Origin of the sequence: Mycobacterium angelicum, assembly GCF_002086155.1 — a bacterium.
Classification (GTDB): domain Bacteria; phylum Actinomycetota; class Actinomycetes; order Mycobacteriales; family Mycobacteriaceae; genus Mycobacterium; species Mycobacterium angelicum.
The window spans coordinates 1-18,358 of record NZ_MVHE01000041.1 but is presented as its reverse complement, the minus strand read 5'-3'; the positions used below and the strand labels follow the sequence as shown (position 1 = coordinate 18,358).

Genomic DNA, 18,358 nt, shown 5'->3' with positions numbered 1-18,358 from the left:
CAAACGTCGCGACCGTCTGTGTAGTTCCCGGTCCGAGACGCAGCGGGCGACGCGAGCATTAATGATACCGGGATCGGGCGCCTGATCCGACTAAAGTCGGCAGGCGTGAGTCTTGCCCAGCGTCAGCGCGCCCGACCGCAGCCGTGCCGCTGGTGTGGCCGTGACGTGACCGATACGGGTATGGGGCGGCGTCGTCAGTATTGCCGGCAATCTTGCCGCCAGCGTGCCTACGAGCAACGGGCCATGATCACCCGCGGTGACGCCGCCGCCTTGCCCGCGGATGTGGTTGTGCTGTCGGCCGACGAGGCCGCCGACCTGTCGGATCGCGTCTACCAGGTGCGATGTGCGGCCGAGGATGTCGCCACCGCACTCGACGAAGGCGCCGGCGCGACCGAACTGCGGCAACTGTGCGACGAACTGATGAAGGCCGCGCGGGCCGCTGACGGCTGGCGACGGGTGGGCGTCTAGCCCGCCGGTGTCGGGCGCTTTTCGACGCTTTTTCGGGCTCTGAGCTGCACGTATCCGTCAAATCGCGGGCCGCCGGGTAAAGTCACGCCTTGGACGGCGGACCGAGTGGCCGTACCTCGGGCAGCCGGAAGTGTCGGACGTTTTGAAATCCTGTCGGAGTTGGCGATACTCACCAGCGAGATCCTGGGTCGAGGCGCAGCACGAACGTCGCTTCGTGCAGCAACGTCGGTGACTCGGCGAGAGCCGCATCCGGCGGTCGCAGACGACTAAGTAGGCGAGATTGGGCAAGGTTAGTAATGGTTGATCAACTCCAGCATGCGACCGAAGCGTTGCGCAAGGCGCTGGTCCAGGTTGAACGCCTGAAGCGCACCAACCGTGCGCTGCTGGAACGGTCGAACGAGCCGATCGCCATTGTCGGAATGTCGTGCCGGTTCCCCGGCGGGGTGGATTCCCCAGAGGGCCTGTGGGACATGGTCGCCGAAGGCCGGGACGTGATCTCGGATTTCCCCGCCGACCGCGGCTGGGACGTGGCGGGGCTCTATGACCCCGACCCGGACGCCCGGCATAAGACCTACGCGCGCACCGGCGGCTTCGTCGACGGTGTCGCCGATTTCGATCCGGCTTTCTTCGGTATCGCGCCCAGCGAGGCGCTGGCCATGGATCCCCAGCACCGCATGTTGCTGGAGCTGTCCTGGGAGGCCCTGGAACGGGCGGGGATCGATCCGGGTGGGCTACGCGGCAGCGCCACCGGAGTATTTGCCGGCCTCATCGTCCAGGGCTATGGCATGTTAGCTGAGGAGATCGAAGGCTACCGACTGACCGGCATGACCTCCAGCGTCGCCTCCGGCCGGGTGTCCTATGTACTGGGCCTGGAAGGCCCGGCGGTGTCGGTGGATACGGCGTGCTCGTCGTCGTTGGTGGCGCTGCACATGGCCGTGCAGTCGCTGCGTTCCGGGGAGTGCGATCTGGCTCTGGCCGGCGGCGCGACCGTCAATGCCACACCGACGGTCTTCATCGAGTTCAGCCGGCACCGAGGGCTGGCGCCGGACGGCCGGTCCAAGGCGTACGCGGGCGCGGCCGATGGGGTCGGCTGGTCGGAGGGCGGGGCGATCCTCGTCGTCGAGCGGCTCTCCGATGCAGAACGGCTGGGGCATCCGGTGCTGGCGGTGGTGCGGGGTACGGCAGTCAATCAGGACGGCGCGTCCAACGGGCTGACCGCGCCGAATGGTCCTTCGCAGCAGCGGGTGGTGCGTGCCGCGCTGGCCAATGCGGGGCTGACGGCTGCCGACGTGGACGCCGTGGAGGGCCACGGAACCGGAACGACGTTGGGCGATCCGATCGAGGCGCAGGCGTTGCTGGCCACCTATGGCCAGGGGCGCAGTGGCGCGCCGTTGTGGCTGGGGTCGGTGAAGTCGAACATGGGTCACACGCAGGCCGCCGCGGGGGTGGCGGGTGTGATCAAGATGGTGCAGGCGATGCGCCATGAGGTGTTGCCGGCGACGTTGCATGTGGATCAGCCCAGCCCGCATGTGGATTGGTCGGCGGGGTCGGTGTCGTTGTTGACCGAGCCGCAGCCCTGGACAGCCGAGTCCGCGGGTGGCAGGCTGCGGCGCGCCGGAGTGTCGTCGTTCGGCATCAGCGGCACCAACGCCCACGTGATCGTGGAGTCCGTGCCCGAGCCGCAACCGCGGGAGCCTGGCCCCGCGCACCCGGTGGTGCCGTGGGCGGTGTCGGCCAAATCGGCGCGGGCCTTGCGGGCGCAGGCGGCGCGGTTGGCCGAGTATCTGCGTGCCCGTGACGGGGTCGATATCGCCGACGTGGGCTGGTCGCTGGCGGGCCGCTCCACGTTCGAGCACCGCGCGGTGGTCGTCGGCGGCGACCGGGACGCGTTGCTGGCCGGCCTGGACGAACTGGCCAATGACGAAGCCGTCAGCGCGATTCGCGGAGTTGCCCAGCCGGCGGGCAAGACGGTGTTCGTGTTCCCCGGGCAGGGGTCGCAGTGGATTGGCATGGGTGTCGAATTGCTCGACACCGCACCGGTATTCGCGCAGCAGCTGCAGGCCTGTGCCGAGGCGTTCGGGGAATTCGTCGATTGGTCGCTGATCGACGTGCTGCGTGGGACGGCCGGTGCGCCGGGGCTGGACCGGGTGGATGTGGTGCAGCCGGTGCTGTTTGCGGTGATGGTGTCGCTGGCCGAACTGTGGAAGTCGGTCGGAGTACGCCCCGATGCCGTCATCGGCCATTCGCAGGGCGAAATCGCAGCGGCCTACGTGGCCGGCGCGCTGTCGCTGCGCGACGCTGCGAAGGTGGTCACGCTGCGCAGCAAGCTGCTGACCGGCTTGGCCGGTCCGGGCGGCATGGTGTCGATCGCGTGTGGTGCGGAAAAGGCGCAGGAGTTGTTGGCGCCTTTCGGTGATCGGATCGGCGTCGCGGCCGTCAACGGCCGGTCGGCGGTGGTGGTGTCCGGCGAGATTGCCGCTCTCGAAGAACTCATCCAGCAGTGCACCGAGCAGGAACTGCGCACCCGCCGCATTGACGTGGACTATGCGTCGCATTCGGTTGAGGTAGAGGCGATTCGCGCTGAACTGCTCGACGCTCTATCCGGTATCGAGCCGCAATCCGCACGGACGGTCTTCTTCTCCACCGTTACTGGAAACCGTTTGGACACGGCAGGTTTGGACGCCGAATACTGGTATCGAAACCTCCGGCAGACCGTGCAGCTCGACCAGGCAGTGCGCAGCGCCTGCGAGCACGGATACCGCACATTCATCGAATCCAGTCCGCATCCCGCGCTGATCGCCGGCATCGAGGATACCGCCAACGCGTGCGGTCAGGGCGACGCCTCGCAAGCTATGGACGCGATCGTCGTTCCGACTCTGGGCCGCGAGGACGGCGGTCTGCAGCGCTTCCTGTCGTCGGCCGCCGCCGCGTTTGTCGCCGGCGTTTCAGTGGACTGGCGTGGCGCGCTGCCGGGTGCCGGGTTTGTCGAGTTGCCGACGTATGCCTTTGACCGGCGCCGCTTTTGGCTTGCCGGTGAAGGGATCACGGCCGACGCGCACGGTTTGGGGCTGGGCGCCAGCGAGCACCCGCTGCTGCACGCGGTGGTGGACTTGCCCGCCTCGGGCGGGGTGGTATTGACGGGCCGGCTGTCGCCCGGCCTGCAGGGCTGGCTGGCCGATCACGCCGTATCCGGATCGGTGGTGTTCCCGGGTGCGGGTTTCGTGGAGCTGGCGGTGCGCGCCGGCGACGAAGTGGGCTGCTCGGTGGTCGACGAGTTGACGCTGCGCACTCCGCTGTTGCTGCCGGTGTCGAATTCGGTTGCGGTGCAAGTGGTTGTGGGTGCGTCAACGGAGTCCGGTCAGCGCAGCGTGTCGATTTACTCGCGCGCCGAGGCTGGCCAAGGCTCGGTGTGGCTATGCCACGCCGAGGGCACGTTGAGCTCGGGGATGATCGAACCCGGCGCAGACCTGTCGGTGTGGCCGCCGGCCGGTGCGGTCGCGCTCGATGTTGCCGATGGCTACGAGCGGTTGGCGGCGCGCGGATACGGCTACGGCCCGGCGTTTCGCGGCCTGACCACGCTATGGACTCGCGGCGACGAGCTGTTCGCCGAGGTGCGGCTACCCGACGCCGCCGGCGGTGTGGCCGGATTCGGTGTACACCCAGCGCTATTGGACGCCGCCCTTCATGCGGCGGTGTTGGCACACCAAGACGCCGAACTGGTTCTCCCGTTTGCCTGGCAGGGCGTGTCATTGCACGCAGCCGGGGCGTCGGCGGTGCGGGTTCGGATCGCGCCCTCGGGACCGTCCGCGGTCTCGATCGAACTCGCCGACGGGCTGGGCTTGCCGGTGCTGTCGGTGGCCGCGATGGTGGCTCGCCCGATCTCCGAGCAGCAGCTGCGGGCCGTGGTGTCGGGCTCTGGTCCAGACCGGCTGTTCGAGCTCGTCTGGTCCCCGGCGACATCGGTTGGCGCGGGTGCCACGCCAGCCTACGAGATCTTTGAATCGGTTGTAGCTGAGGAAGATCCGGTCACGGGCAGCTACCAGCGCACCCACGCCGCGTTGGCGGCCGTGCAGGCGTGGCTGGCCGAGCACGACTCCGGAGTGCTGGTGGTGGGGACCCGCGGCGCGATGACGCCGCCCGGGCAAGACGTCACCGACCTGGCCGGCGCGGCGGTATGGGGGCTGGTCCGCTCGGCGCAGACGGAAAATCCCGGCCGGTTTGTATTGGTGGATTCCGATGTGCCACTTGACGATACGGCCGTCGCCAAAGTCCTGGCGGCCGGTGAGCCGCAAGTGTTGCTGCGCGGCGGGCAGGTCTACACCGCGCGGGTGCACGGCAGCCGCGCGGCCGGCGGCATCCTGGTGCCGCCGGCCGAGGGACCGTGGCGGCTGGGCCTGAGCAGCGCGGGCACCTTTGAAAATCTGCAGCTCGAGCCGGTTCCCAACGCCGAGGCGCCGTTGCAGCCCGGTCAGGTCCGGGTAGCGCTGCGCGCCATCGCCGCCAACTTCCGCGACATCATGATCATCCTGGGCATGTTCACCCACGACGCGCTGCTCGGTGGCGAGGGCGCCGGCGTGGTCGTCGAAGTAGGACCCGGGGTTACCGAATTCGCGGTCGGCGACTCGGTATACGGCTTCTTCCCCGACGGCAGCGGCACGGTGGTCCCCGGTGACACCAGGTTGTTGCAGCCGATGCCCGCCGACTGGTCATATGCCGAAGCCGCCGCCATATCCGCCGTTTTCACCACCGCGTGGATGGCCTTCGTGCAACTGGCCGAGGTCAAACCGGGGCAGCGGGTGCTGATCCACGCCGCTGCCGGCGGGGTGGGTATGGCCGCGGTGCAGCTGGCCCGTCATCTGGGTCTGGAGATATTCGCCACCGCCAGCAAGGGCAAGTGGGACACCTTGCGGGCCATGGGCTTTGACGAGGACCACATCTCCGATTCGCGCAGCCTCGAGTTCGAGGAGAAGTTCCGCAGCGTCATCGGCAGGACCGGCATGGCCGGGATGGACGTGGTGCTGGACTCACTGGCCGGCGAATTCGTCGACGCCTCACTGCGTCTGGTCGCCCCGGGCGGAATCTTCTTGGAGATGGGCAAGACCGACATCCGCGACCCGGGCGTGATCGCCCAGGAATACCCGGGGGTGCGCTACCGCGCGTTCGACCTGTTCGAGCCGGGCCGTCCCCGCATGCACCAGTACATGCTCGACCTCGCCGAACTCTTCGACGCCGGGGTGCTGCGCCCGCTGCCGGTCACCACCTTTGACGTGCGACGGGCGCAAGCGGCGATGCGCTATCTGAGCCAGGCCCGCCATATCGGCAAGGTCGTGCTGATGATGCCCGACGCGTGGGCCGCGGGCACCGTGCTGATCACCGGCGGCACCGGGATGGCGGGTTCGGCGTTGGCGCGCCACGTGGTGACGCGGCACGGGGTGCGTCATCTGGTGTTGCTGAGCCGGCGCGGCCCGGACGCCCCGGAGGCCGCCGAATTGGTGGCCGAGCTGACTGCGGCCGGTGCGCAGGTGCAGGTGGTGGCCTGCGATGCCGGCGACCGGGCGGCGCTGGCGAAGGTGATCTCCGACATCCCCGTGCAGCGGCCGCTGTCGGGAGTGATTCACGCCGCCGGAGTGCTCGACGATGCGGTGATCTCCTCGTTGACGCCGGATCGCGTCGATACGGTGTTGCGGGCCAAGGTCGATGCGGCCTGGAATCTGCATGAGTTGACCCGTGACCTGAATCTGTCTGCGTTCGTGATGTTTTCGTCGATGGCCGGGCTGGTGGGCTCGTCGGGCCAGGGCAACTATTCGGCCGCCAACTGCTTCCTCGACGGACTGGCCGCGCACCGGCGGGCACATGGGTTGCCCGCGATCTCACTCGCCTGGGGATTGTGGGATCAGGCCAGCGCCATGACGGGCGGGCTCGACGACGCCGGCCGGGCCCGGCTGGGCCGCGAAGGTGTGCTGGCGTTGTCCTCGGAAGAAGCGCTGGAATTGTTCGACACCGCGCTGATCGTGGACGAACCATTCCTGGCGCCCGCCCGCATCGACCTGGCCGCTCTGCGTGCCCATGCCGTCGCGGTGCCGCCGATGTTCACCGAATTGATCAATGCCCCCACGCGGCGGCAGGTTGACGATTCGTTGGCGGCGGCCAAGTCGAAATCGGCTCTGGCGCACCGGTTGCACGGTCTACCCGAGCCCGAACAGCATGCGGTATTGCTGGATCTGGTGCGCTCTCACATCGCGACCGTGCTGGGTAACGTCACACCGGAGGCCGTCGACCCCGACAAAGCCTTCCAGGACTTGGGTTTCGACTCGCTGACCGCGGTCGAAATGCGCAACCGATTGAAAGCCGCCACTGGGCTGTCGCTTTCACCCACCCTGATTTTCGACTACCCCACCCCAAGCGGGCTGGCCTCCTACATGCGCACCGAGCTTGCCGGGGTGCCGCAGGAAATCAAGCAGGCCCCCGCCGCGCGCCTCACCGGCGACGATCCGATCGCGATCGTCGGCATGTCCTGCCGGTACCCGGGCGGCGTGGATTCGCCGGAAGACCTGTGGGACATGCTGATTCAGGGCCGCGACGTGCTCACCGAGTTCCCCGGCAACCGCGGCTGGAACCTGGCCGGGCTGTACAACCCCGATCCCGACGTCGCGGGGACGTGCAATACGCGTACCGGTGGCTTCGTGGAAGGTGTCGCGGACTTCGACCCCGGCTTCTTCGGGATTGCGCCGAGCGAGGCGCTGGCGATGGATCCGCAGCAACGCATGTTCCTAGAGTTGTCGTGGGAAGCCTTGGAGCGCGCTGGAATTGAACCTGGCGGATTGCGGGGCAGCGCCACCGGCGTATTCGCCGGGGTGTACACCCAGGCATACGGAATGTCTGGCGGCGACGCGGTAGAGGGGTTCCGGCTGACCGGTCAGTCCTGCAGCGTGGCCTCCGGGCGGGTTGCGTATGTGCTGGGCCTGGAAGGCCCGGCGGTGTCGGTGGATACGGCGTGCTCGTCGTCATTGGTGGCGCTGCATATGGCCGTGCAGTCGCTGCGTTCGGGCGAATGCGACCTGGCCTTGACCGGCGGTGTCACCGTCAACGCCACTCCCGACATCTTCATCGAATTCAGCCGCATGCGCGGGTTGTCGGCCGACGGGCGCTGCAAGGCATTTGCCGGCGCGGCCGACGGCACCGGTTTCTCCGAAGGCGGCGGAATGCTCGTGGTGGAGCGGCTTTCCGATGCCCAGCGGTTGGGTCATCAGGTGTTGGCGGTGGTACGCGGTTCGGCGATAAACCAGGACGGCGCCTCCAACGGGCTGACCGCGCCGAACGGTCCCTCGCAGCAGCGGGTGGTGCGTGCGGCGCTGGCCAATGCCGGGCTGTCGGCGGCTGATGTGGACGCGGTGGAGGGCCACGGGACCGGCACGATGCTGGGCGATCCGATTGAGGCTCAGGCGTTGCTGGCCACTTACGGGCAGGGTCGGGCCGAGCCGCTCTGGCTGGGGTCGGTGAAGTCGAATATGGGTCACACGCAGGCCGCCGCGGGGGTGGCGGGTGTGATCAAGATGGTGCAGGCGATGCGCCATGAGGTGTTGCCGGCGACGTTGCATGTGGATCAGCCCAGCCCGCATGTGGATTGGTCGGCGGGGTCGGTGTCGTTGTTGACCGAGCCGCGGCCCTGGCCCGAGGGGCAGCGGGCGCGCCGGGCCGGAGTTTCGTCGTTCGGCATCAGCGGCACCAACGCGCACGTGATCGTCGAGTGCGCGCCCGCTGCCCCGAAACCTGAACCCGGGCCGGCCAAACCCGTGCTGCCCTGGGTGATATCGGCCAAATCGGCGCCGGTGTTGCGGGCGCAGGCGGCGCGGTTGGCCGAGTATGTGCGTGCCCATGACGGGGTCGATGTTGCCGACGTCGCCTGGTCGCTGGCGGGCCGGTCGGCCTTCGAGCACCGTGCCGTCGTCGTCGGTGGTGATCGCGACGGGCTGCTGGCTGGGCTGGACGAGCTGGCCGACGACGATGTCGTCAGCGTGGTCCGTGGGATTGCCCAGCCGGGCGGCAAGACCGTGTTCGTGTTCCCCGGCCAGGGCTCCCAATTCCTTGGCATGGGAATGGGATTGCACTCCGGATATCCGGTATTCGCCGAGGCGTTCAACACCGTGGTCGCGGAACTCGATCAGCACCTGCTGCGCCCGCTGCGCGAAGTGATGTGGGGCAATGACGAAAATCTGCTCAACACAACTGAATTCGCGCAACCAGCGCTGTTCGCGGTGGAAGTCGCCCTGTACCGATTGCTGGAATCCTGGGGCGTGCGGCCCGACTTCGTGATGGGCCACTCCGTCGGCGAGATTTCGGCCGCGCACGTCGCGGGCGTCCTGTCGCTGGAGAACGCCGCGGTTCTGGTCGCCGCGCGCGGCCGGTTCATGCAGGCGCTGCCGGCCGGTGGGGTGATGGTCGCCGTGCAGGCCACCGAAGACGAGGTGCGGCCGTTGCTGACCGATGCGGTCGGCATCGCGGCGATCAACGGCCCGTCCTCCGTGGTGATTTCGGGCGCCGAAGCTGCGGTACTCGGCATTGCCGAGCAGCTGCGCGCCGACGGCCGCCGCGTCCACCAACTGGCCGTCTCACACGCCTTCCACTCGCCACTGATGGAACCGATGATCGACGAATTCGGAACGGTGGCTTCCGGACTCACCGTCCGGCAGCCCGGCATCCCGGTGATCTCGAACGTCACCGGGCAGCTGGCCGGTGACGACTTCGCCTCCCTGGCCTACTGGAAGCGGCACGTTCTGGAAGCGGTGCGATTCGCCGACAGTGTCCGGTTCGCACAGTCGGCCGGCGCCACTCGCTTCCTCGAAGTCGGCCCCGGCAGCGGTTTGGCGGCGTCAATCGAAGAGTCCCTGCCCGACGCGGCAGTGCTCATCGCTTCCGCGCTGCGCAAAGACCGCCCCGAACCGGCGACCCTGACCAACGCGGTTGCGCAGGCATTCGTCGCCGGCACCGGCGTGGATTGGCGAGCGGCCATCGGACCGGCCAACTTCGTCGAGTTGCCGACGTATGCCTTCGAGCGACGGCGGTTCTGGCTGTCCGGTGCCGCCGCGGCGGCCGACGCGGCCGGCCTGGGTCTTCAGGACAGCGAGCACGCACTGCTGGGCGCGGTCGTGGAACTACCGGCATCGGGCGGAGTCGTGCTGACCGGCCGGCTGTCACTTGGCGCGCAGGGTTGGTTGTCCGATCACGCGATCGGTGGCGTGGTGATCTTCCCGGGCGCGGGCTTTGTCGAAATGGCGATCCGCGCGGGCGACGAAGTCGGCTGCGGGGTGGTCGACGAGCTGACGCTGGCCGCGCCGCTGGTGTTGCCGGAAACCGGATCGGTAGCCGTGCAGGTCGTCGTCGGCGGCGCGGATGATGCTGGTGCACGCGGGGTTTCGGTCTATTCCCGGACTGAGGCGGGTGCCGGTTGGTTGTTGCACGCCGAGGGCACCCTGAGCGCGGGAACGGCAAACCAGGCGACCGACCTGTCGGTGTGGCCACCTGTCGGCGCGGTCGCGGTCGAAATCGGTGACGGGTATGAGCAGTTGGCCGAACGCGGCTACGGCTACGGTCCGGCATTTCGCGGGTTGACCGCGATGTGGCGCCGCGGCGAGGAGGTTTTCGCCGAGGTGGCGTTGCCCGCGGACGCCGGGGTATCGGTGGCCGGCTTTGGAGTCCATCCCGCGATGCTGGACGCGGCGCTGCACGCGGTGATCCTGAGCGCGGACAGCACAGAGCTTCCCGAAGGCTCGATGCTGGTTCCGTTCTCCTGGCAGGGCGTGTCGCTGCACGCCGCGGGAGCCTCGGCGGTGCGGGCGCGTATTGCCCCGGTGGGGCCGTCGGCGGTGTCGATCGAGGTGGCCGATGGGCTGGGTCTGCCGGTGCTTTCGGTGGCTTCGATGCTGGCCCGCCCGGTGAGCGACCAGCAGTTGCGGGCAGCGGTATCCGGGTCGGGACCCGACCGGCTGTTCGAGGTGCTCTGGTCTGTACAACCCACCGTCGACGTCGAACCGGTACCGGTAACCCGTTGGGACGCAACCGATACCGTCGCAGACGCTACTGTCGTGTTCGAGTCCGAACCGGTAGCCGGCGACGTCGTCACAGGGGTATACACGGCCACGCGCTCGGTGCTGGAGGTGTTGCGGTCGTGGCTGTCCCGGGACGGGGCGGGAACGTTGGTGGTGGCGACTCGCGGCGCGATGGCGTTGCCGGGCGAAGACGTCACCGATCTGGCGGGCGCCGCGGTATGGGGACTGGTCCGGTCGGCGCAGACGGAGAATCCCGGCCGGATCGTGTTAATCGATTCCGATGTGGCCCTGGATGATACGGCCGTAGCCGCGGCTTTGGCTGCCGGCGAGCCCCAGGTGCTGTGGCGCGAAGGACAGGTGTACACCGCCCGGGTGCACGGCAGCCGTGCGGTCAGCTCCATCCTGGTGCCACCCGGGAACGGGCCATGGCGGCTGGGCATGAGCAGCGCCGGAACCTTCGAAAACCTGCGGCTGGAACCGATTCCCGACGCCGACGCGGCACTGGAACCCGGACACGTTCGAGTCGCGTTGTCAGCCGTTGCCGCCAACTTCCGCGACGTCATGATCGCGTTGGGTCTGTACCCCGATCCGGACGCGGTCATGGGCGTCGAGGCATCCGGCGTCGTCGTCGAAACGACCACAAGCGATTTCGCCGTAGGCGACCGGGTCATGGGCCTCTTCCCGCACGGCACCGGAACGGTCGCCACCACCGATCACCGGCTACTGGTCGAGGTGCCGGCGGGGGGGTCGCACACCGCCGCCGCCACCACCTCGGTGGTCTTCGCCACCGCCTACTACGCGCTGACCGACCTTGCTTCGGTAAAGCCAGGACAGCGGATACTGGTGCACGCCGCCGCCGGTGGCGTGGGCATGGCCGCCGTGCAACTGGCCCGTCATCTCGGTCTGGAGGTGTTCGCCACCGCCAGCAAGGGCAAGTGGAACACATTGCGCGACATGGGCTTCGACGACAATCACATCGGTGATTCGCGCTCTCTGGACTTCGAGGGGAAGTTCCTTGCCGCCACCGACGGACGCGGCATGGACGTGGTGCTGGACTCGCTATCCGGCGACTTCGTCGACGCCTCGCTGCGCCTGACCGCACCCGGGGGCACCTTCCTGGAGATGGGCAAGACCGATATCCGCGACTCCGCCGTAGTCGCCGAGCAGCATGCGGGTGTGCGCTACCGCGCCTTCGATCTCTTCGAGGCCGGGCCGGACCGCATTGCGCAGTTGCTCGCCGAGCTGGCCGCGCTGTTCGCCGACGACGTGCTGCGCCCGCTGCCGGTCACCACATTCGATGTGCGACGGGCCCCGGCGGCGTTGCGGTACCTAAGTCAGGCCCGCCACGTCGGCAAGGTCGTGATGAACATGCCGGACGCGTGGGCGGCCGGAACCGTACTGATCACCGGCGGCACCGGCATGGCCGGTTCGGCGCTGGCGCGTCACGCGGTAACCCGCCACGGAGTGCGCCAGCTGGTGTTGATCAGCCGGCGCGGTCCGGACTCGCCGGGGGCCGCGGAGTTGGTGGCCGAGTTGACCGCCGCCGGTGCGCAGGTGCAGGTGCTGGCCTGCGATGCGGCCGATCGGGCGGCGCTGGCCAAGGTGATCGCCGATATCCCCGTGCAGCAACCGTTGTCGGCCGTACTGCACACCGCCGGCGCGCTCGACGATGCCGTTGTCACGACAATGACGGCCGAGCAGATGGAAGTGGCGCTGCGCGCCAAGGTGGACGCGGCGTGGAACCTGCACGAGTTGACTCGTGACCTGGACCTGTCGGCGTTTGTCATGTTCTCGTCGATGGCCGGTCTGGTCGGATCGTCCGGGCAGGGCAACTACTCGGCGGCTAATTCGTTCCTGGACGCGCTCGCCGCACACCGACGGGCGCATGGCCTGCCCGCCATCTCGCTGGGGTGGGGACTGTGGGATCAGGCCAGCGCGATGACCGGCGGGTTGGCGACGGTCGACTTCAAACGGTTCGCCCGCGACGGCATCACGGCGATGTCCTCCGAGGAAGCCCTTGGATTGCTGGACACCGCGATGATCGTCGACCAGCCATTCATGGTTCCGGCCCATATCGACCTTGCCGCGTTGCGGGTCAAGTTCGACGGTGGCACCTTGCCGCCGATGTTCGTCGACTTGATCAACGCGCCGACCCGGCGCCAGGTGGACGACTCGCTGGCCGCCGCCAAGTCGAAATCGGCTCTGCTGCAACGCCTCGACGGCCTGCCCGAAGACGAGCAGCAGGCCATCCTGCTCGATCTGGTGCGATCGCACATCGCGACCGTGCTCGGTAACACCAGCGCCGAGGCAATCGACCCCGACCGGGCATTCCAGGAACTGGGCTTCGACTCGCTGACCGCCGTCGAAATGCGTAACCGCCTCAAGGCCGCTACCGGCCTGGCGCTTTCGCCCACGCTCATCTTCGACTACCCGAACTCGGCCGCGCTGGCCGGCTACATGCACCGGGAACTCCTCGGTACCGCTGTCCAGGAAGTTCAGCCCGCCGCACCCGGAGAGGCCGAGCTGCAGCGCGTCGTCGCATCCATTCCGGTCAAGCGCCTGCGTCAGGCTGGAGTGCTGGATCTGTTGCTGGCATTGGCAAATGAAACCGACACCAATGGCCAGGCGGCGCGATCGGCGGATACCAACGAAGAAGACATCGCGGACATGGATCTCGACGCCCTGGTCAACGCGGCGTTCATGAACGACGAGGATGCTTAGTGCGAATCGCGGTCACCGGCGCCAGCGGCGTAATCGGCCGCGGCCTCGTCACCCGCTTGCTCAGCCAGGGCCATGACGTCTGCGGTATCGCCCGGCACCGGCCCGAAAGCTGGCCCAGCTCAGCAGATTTCGTTGCCGCCGATATCAGGGACGCGGATGCGGTCGCGCGCGCGATAGCGGGGGCCGACGTCGTCGCGCACTGCGCGTGGGCCAGGAGCCTGGGACCGGATAACCGCATCAGCCATCAGGTCAACATTGACGGCACCAACAACGTCCTTGCGGCGATGGCCGAAACCAAAGCCGGGCGCATCGTCTTCACCAGCTCGGCCTACGTCTACGACCCGGCGTCCGAAGACGGGCGGCAGCAGGCTCGGGTCGAAGACATGCTGGCGGCCTCCGGGCTGCAGTGGGTGGCGCTGCGCTGCGCACTGATCGTCGGACGAAACGTGGACAACTGGGTGCGCAGGCTGTTTGCCCTGCCCGTGTACCCCGGCCCGGCTGCGGATCGTGTCGTGCAGGTCGTGCACACCGACGACGCGCTGCGGCTGTCGATCCGTGCCCTCCTTGATCGCGAACTCCTCAGTGGCGCCGTCGATCTCGCCGCGCCGGATGCGCTTACGTTTCGTCAGATCGCCGCGGTACTCGGGCGGCCGATCGTGCCGACGGGCGCCACGCCGCTACGCCGGCGGGCGACGGCGTTCGCCGAACTCGAACTGGTGCAAAGCGCTCCGGCGCTGGATACCACACGGCTCTATGACGAGTGGGGTTTCCGGCCGGCCTGGTCTGCCGAGGAAGCCGTTCAAGATTTCGCGTTGGCCGTACGTGGCCGGGTGTCGGTGGGCAAGCGGGTGATATCGCTGCCCTGGCGGTTGGCCAACATCCAGGATCTGCCGGCTGTCGATGCTCCGACCGAGGACGGGGTGGTTCCCAAATTGGCGGGCCCAGAAGCGGATAACGGCGAATTCGACACCCCGATCGACCCACGCTTCCCGACCTTTCTTGCCACCAATTTGTCCGAGGCGCTGCCCGGCCCGTTCTCGCCGTCGTCGGCCTCGGTCACCGTCCGCGGTCTGCGCGCCGGCGGAGTAGGGATCGCCGAGCGGCTAAGGCCGGGCGGAATCGTGCAGCGCGAGATCGCCATGCGCACCGTCGCGGTGTTCGCCCACCGGCTTTACGGGGCCATCACCTCGGCGCATTTCATGGCCGAAACCGTGCCCTTCGCCAAGCCCGCGACAATCGTCAGCAACAGCGGGTTCTTCGGCCCGAGCATGGCCTCGCTACCGATATTCGGAGCCGAACGTCCGCCGTCGGAATCCAGCCGGGTCCGCAGGCAATTGCGCACCGTGCGCAATATCGGGGTGTTCGGCGTCAATCTCGTCGGCCTGAGCGCGGGCTCTACCCGCGACACCCGCGACTATCTCGACGACGTCGATCGTCTGGAACGCCTGGCCGGCGCCGGCGAGGAACTGACCAAGCTCGATGACCGCCGCCTGCTGAGCCTGATCTTCCTGGCTCGCGACCACGTGGTGCATGGCTGGCTGCTGGCGTCCGGGTCGTTCATGCTGTGCGCCGCATTCAACGTCTTGTTGCGCGGGTTGTGCGGACGCGACACCGCGCCGGCGGCCGGGCCGCAACTGGTCAGCGCGCGATCGGTAGAAGCGATGCAGCGCCTGGTGCTCGCCGCGCGGCGCGACCCGGCGGTGCTGCGTCTGCTGGCCGAACCGGGGGAGCGGTTGGACAAGCTGGCCGTCGACGCACCGCAATTTCACGCAGCGGTGCGCGACGAGCTGGCACTGATCGGGCACCGGGGCCCCGCCGAGGTCGAGATGCTGTCCACCAGCTACGCCGACAATCCCGAGCTGCTGGTGCGCATGGTGGCCAAGACGTTGGCCGCCGCGCCGGCTCCGCAGTCTCACCAGCCTTCAATACCATTGCGGGCCAAGCCGATTGCATTGCTGGCCGCGCGTCAACTGCGTGACCGTGAGGTCCGCCGCGACAAGATGGTCCGCGCAATTTGGCTGCTGCGTGGTCTGCTGCGCGAATATGGGCGCAGGCTGACCGACGCGGGCGTTTTCGACACCCCCGATGACGTGTTCTATCTACTGGTCGACGAGCTGGATGCGCTTCCCACCGACGTCGCCAAGCTGGTGGCCCGGCGCCGCGCCGAGCAGGCCAGGTTGATGACCGTCGTTCCGCCCACCGTGTTCAGCGGGCACTGGGAGCCGTCGAACACGTCTGCGCCGGCGCTGGTAGCCGGGGACACGTTGCGTGGCGTCGGCGTCTGTGGCGGCAAGGTGCGCGGCCGGGTGCGGATCGTGCGGCCCGAGACCATCGACGACCTGCAGCCCGGTGAGATTCTGGTCGCCGAGGTCACCGATGTCGGCTACACAGCCGCTTTCTGCTACGCCGCGGCGGTGGTGACCGAACTCGGCGGCCCGATGTCACATGCGGCCGTGGTGGCCCGCGAGTTCGGCTTTCCGTGCGTGGTCGATGCGCAGGGCGCCACTCGCTTCTTGCCGCCGGGAGCGCTCATTGAGGTCGACGGCACGAGCGGCGAAATCCAGGTGATCGAATTGCCCGACGCTGCTCAGAGCGGCCAACCGCTCGATTCGGGTACGTAGCGCAACGGCGCTGCCGGGGGAAGCGGCCGGCGCGGGCCGGTCGATATCGCGTCCAGAATCAGTGCGACGTAGCGCTGCCAGCCGTCGCTGCCGAGATCCATCGTCCACAGCACACTGTGCAGCATCGCGATCAGCCGCGGCAGATCGTCGGACACCAGGTCGGCACGCACCAGGCCGGCGTGCTGGCCGCGCCGGGCCAGCTCTGCGAGTGCCTCGTCCAGTTCGGCCGAGATGTCAGGGGTCAGCGACCCGGCCCGGTACGCCGCGGTCAGCAGGTGATGCTCGCGGGCGCCGAGCGAGATCGCCGCTTCGAGCAACTGCGCGAGTCCGCGGAGCGGATCGTCACTGCGGCGCGCCTGCTGGATCGCCGGCGTGAGATCCTCGGCCACGCTTTGCTCCAGGGCGGCCCGGACCAAGTCGGCTTTGCTGGGAAACCTGCGGTAGAGGGTTCGCTCACCGACTCCGGCGCGCCGGGCGATCGCCTCGGCGGGTGCGTCGGGACCCAACTCGCCGTAGACGTCGCGGGCGGCGCGCAGCATGCGGCCGACGTTGCGCGCCGCGTCTGCACGCAACGGCCGGTCCTCCAGTGCCGTCATCGCGTCCACCTAACTGACAGTTGACTGCCAAGAAGGGAAGTTCTAGGCTCGGGCAATTGGCAGCTAACTGACACTTAACGGGAAAAGCCGGTGATGTCAACCACTTCCGAGACTTCCGAGACTTCTATAACTTCCGATCTGTCCGCCGAGACGGCGCTTCCCACCATCCCCGTCCCACGTGCTGCGCAGTGCCCGCTGGCCCCGCCGGCCGAATTCGCCGGCTGGCGCGAAGAGCCGGGATTGCGAAAGGTGATGTACCACGGTGCGCCGGCCTGGGCGGTGAGTCGCTACCAGGACATCAGGGCCGCGCTGGTTGACCCGCGGCTGTCCGCCGACACCATTCCGGCCGCCATCAGGCCGGCGGGCTCCGGCGACACCGCCCCGATAATGTTCGCCCGGGTAGACGATCCCGAGCATCATCGGTTGCGGCGCATGGTAACCGGCAACTTCACCTTCCGGCGCACCGATGCGATGCGGCCGCAGATCCAGCAGCTGGTCGACCGGTATCTCGACGCAATGATCGACAAGGGCCCGCCGGCCGATATCGTTCGCGACTTCGCGCTGCCGGTGCCCTCACTGGTCATCGCGCTGCTACTGGGAGTCCCGCCCGAAGACCTTGGACTCTTCCAGCACCACACCACCCTCGGCTTGGATACCAAGTCCACCGACGAACAGAAGGCCCAAGCCTTCGGCGCGATGTATGCCTACATCCAGCAACTGGTGGAGCGCAAAGAGCACGAGCCCGGTGACGACCTGATCAGCCGCCTGGTCACCGAATACGTCGCCACCGGTCAGCTCGACCGCGAGACGGCGGCCATGACGAGCGTGATCATGATGCAGGCCGGCCACGAAACCACCGCCAACATGATTTCGCTGGGAACCGTTGCGCTGCTTGAGAATCCCGATGTATATCAGCGGCTGGGGCAAACCGGCGACCGCGTTGTGATCGGCAACATCGTCGAAGAACTGATGCGCTACCTCACCATCGTGCACAGCCAGGTCGATCGGGTGGCAACCGAAGACCTCACTCTCGGTGGGCAATTGATCCGCGCCGGAGAGTTCGTCGTGATGAACCTGCCGGCCGGAAACTGGGACACCGAATTCGTCGACGACCCCGAAGTCTTCGATGCCGAACGAAACACTCGGGGCCACTTGGGTTTCGGCTATGGTGTGCACCAATGCATCGGTCAGAACCTGGCTCGCGTCGAGATGCAGGTCGCCTTCGCCACGCTGGCGCGGCGCCTGCCGGGGCTGAAATTGGCGGTACCGCCAAATGAGCTGAGGTTCAAGGAGGCCGACATCTACGGAATGAAGGAGCTACCGGTCAGCTGGTGACACTCCACCGCGGTTGAAGTCGCTGATTAACGGTTGCGCGGAGTTACGCTTTGCCTGGCCAAATCGGTCGGGAGGTGTGCATGTCGGTTGTTTTCGCGACGCCGGAGCTGGTAGGTGCTGCAGCAACGGATTTGGCGAACATCGGGTCGACGATCAGTGCGGCCAATGCGTCGGCGGCGCTTCCGACAACCGAGATCCTGGCCGCCGGCGCCGACGAGATCTCTGCCGGTATTGCCGCGCTGTTCGGCGCGCACGCGCTGGCATATCAGCGGCTGAGCGCCCAAGCGGTGTTGTTTCACAGCCAATTCGTCCAGGCCCTCAACGCCGCCGCGGGGGCATATGCCGGCGCTGAGGCCGCCGCCGCTGCTGGTCTGCAAGGGCCGATCGAGGATCTGCTCTACCTGATCAACCTGCCCACCCAGTTGCTGTTGGGACGGCCGCTGATCGGCAACGGCACCGACGGCGCCGCGGGGACCGGCGCCGACGGCGGGGCCGGGGGGCTGCTGTTCGGCGATGGCGGAAGTGGGGGTTCCGGCGGCGGCTCCCACCCCGCGGGCGGTCGGGGCGGGGC

6 protein-coding genes are annotated in these 18,358 nt (G+C 67.9%); 5 read left to right on the top strand and 1 reads right to left on the bottom strand.

All coding sequences use genetic code 11. The annotated features are described in order from the left end of the window. The first annotated feature begins 105 nt into the window (after positions 1-105). The 3 genes from BST12_RS32900 to BST12_RS19970 all read left to right on the top strand — a co-directional run bounded on the left by BST12_RS32900 (position 106) and on the right by BST12_RS19970 (position 15,856). A complete protein-coding gene (locus tag BST12_RS32900; protein WP_139801794.1) occupies positions 106-468 on the top strand; it encodes a hypothetical protein in 363 nt (120 codons plus the stop codon). 296 nt (positions 469-764) lie between these two features. After that, positions 765-13,235, top strand: a complete 12,471-nt coding sequence (locus tag BST12_RS19975) for a type I polyketide synthase (protein ID WP_083114868.1) — start codon at positions 765-767, stop codon at positions 13,233-13,235. Further along, positions 13,235-15,856 (top strand): sugar epimerase family protein, encoded by a 2,622-nt coding sequence (locus BST12_RS19970; protein ID WP_083114867.1) that lies wholly within the window; start codon positions 13,235-13,237, stop codon positions 15,854-15,856. The genes BST12_RS19975 and BST12_RS19970 overlap by 1 nt, the downstream gene beginning before the upstream one ends. On the opposite strand, the gene BST12_RS19965 is transcribed toward BST12_RS19970, so the two are convergent. Continuing rightward, positions 15,823-16,452 (bottom strand): TetR/AcrR family transcriptional regulator, encoded by a 630-nt coding sequence (locus BST12_RS19965; RefSeq protein ID WP_083114866.1) that lies wholly within the window; start codon positions 16,450-16,452, stop codon positions 15,823-15,825. The two genes, BST12_RS19970 and BST12_RS19965, sit on opposite strands and share 34 nt — an antisense overlap. A 93-nt stretch (positions 16,453-16,545) precedes the next feature. On the opposite strand from BST12_RS19965, the gene BST12_RS19960 reads away from it, so the two are divergent. Next, positions 16,546-17,787: a cytochrome P450 gene (locus BST12_RS19960; RefSeq protein ID WP_083114865.1), complete on the top strand. Its 1,242-nt coding sequence runs from the start codon at positions 16,546-16,548 to the stop codon at positions 17,785-17,787. Between the two features lie 80 nt (positions 17,788-17,867). Beyond that, positions 17,868-18,358, top strand: a 491-nt coding sequence (locus BST12_RS19955) for a PE family protein (RefSeq protein ID WP_139801793.1), incomplete at its 3' end; no start/stop codon positions are given.

Coding starts and splice junctions, on each gene's coding strand:
- BST12_RS19975 (WP_083114868.1), top strand. CDS start 765: ATGGTTGATCAACTCCAGCATGCGACCGAAGCGTTGCGCAAGGCGCTG.
- BST12_RS19965 (WP_083114866.1), bottom strand. CDS start 16,452: ATGACGGCACTGGAGGACCGGCCGTTGCGTGCAGACGCGGCGCGCAAC.
- BST12_RS19960 (WP_083114865.1), top strand. CDS start 16,546: ATGTCAACCACTTCCGAGACTTCCGAGACTTCTATAACTTCCGATCTG.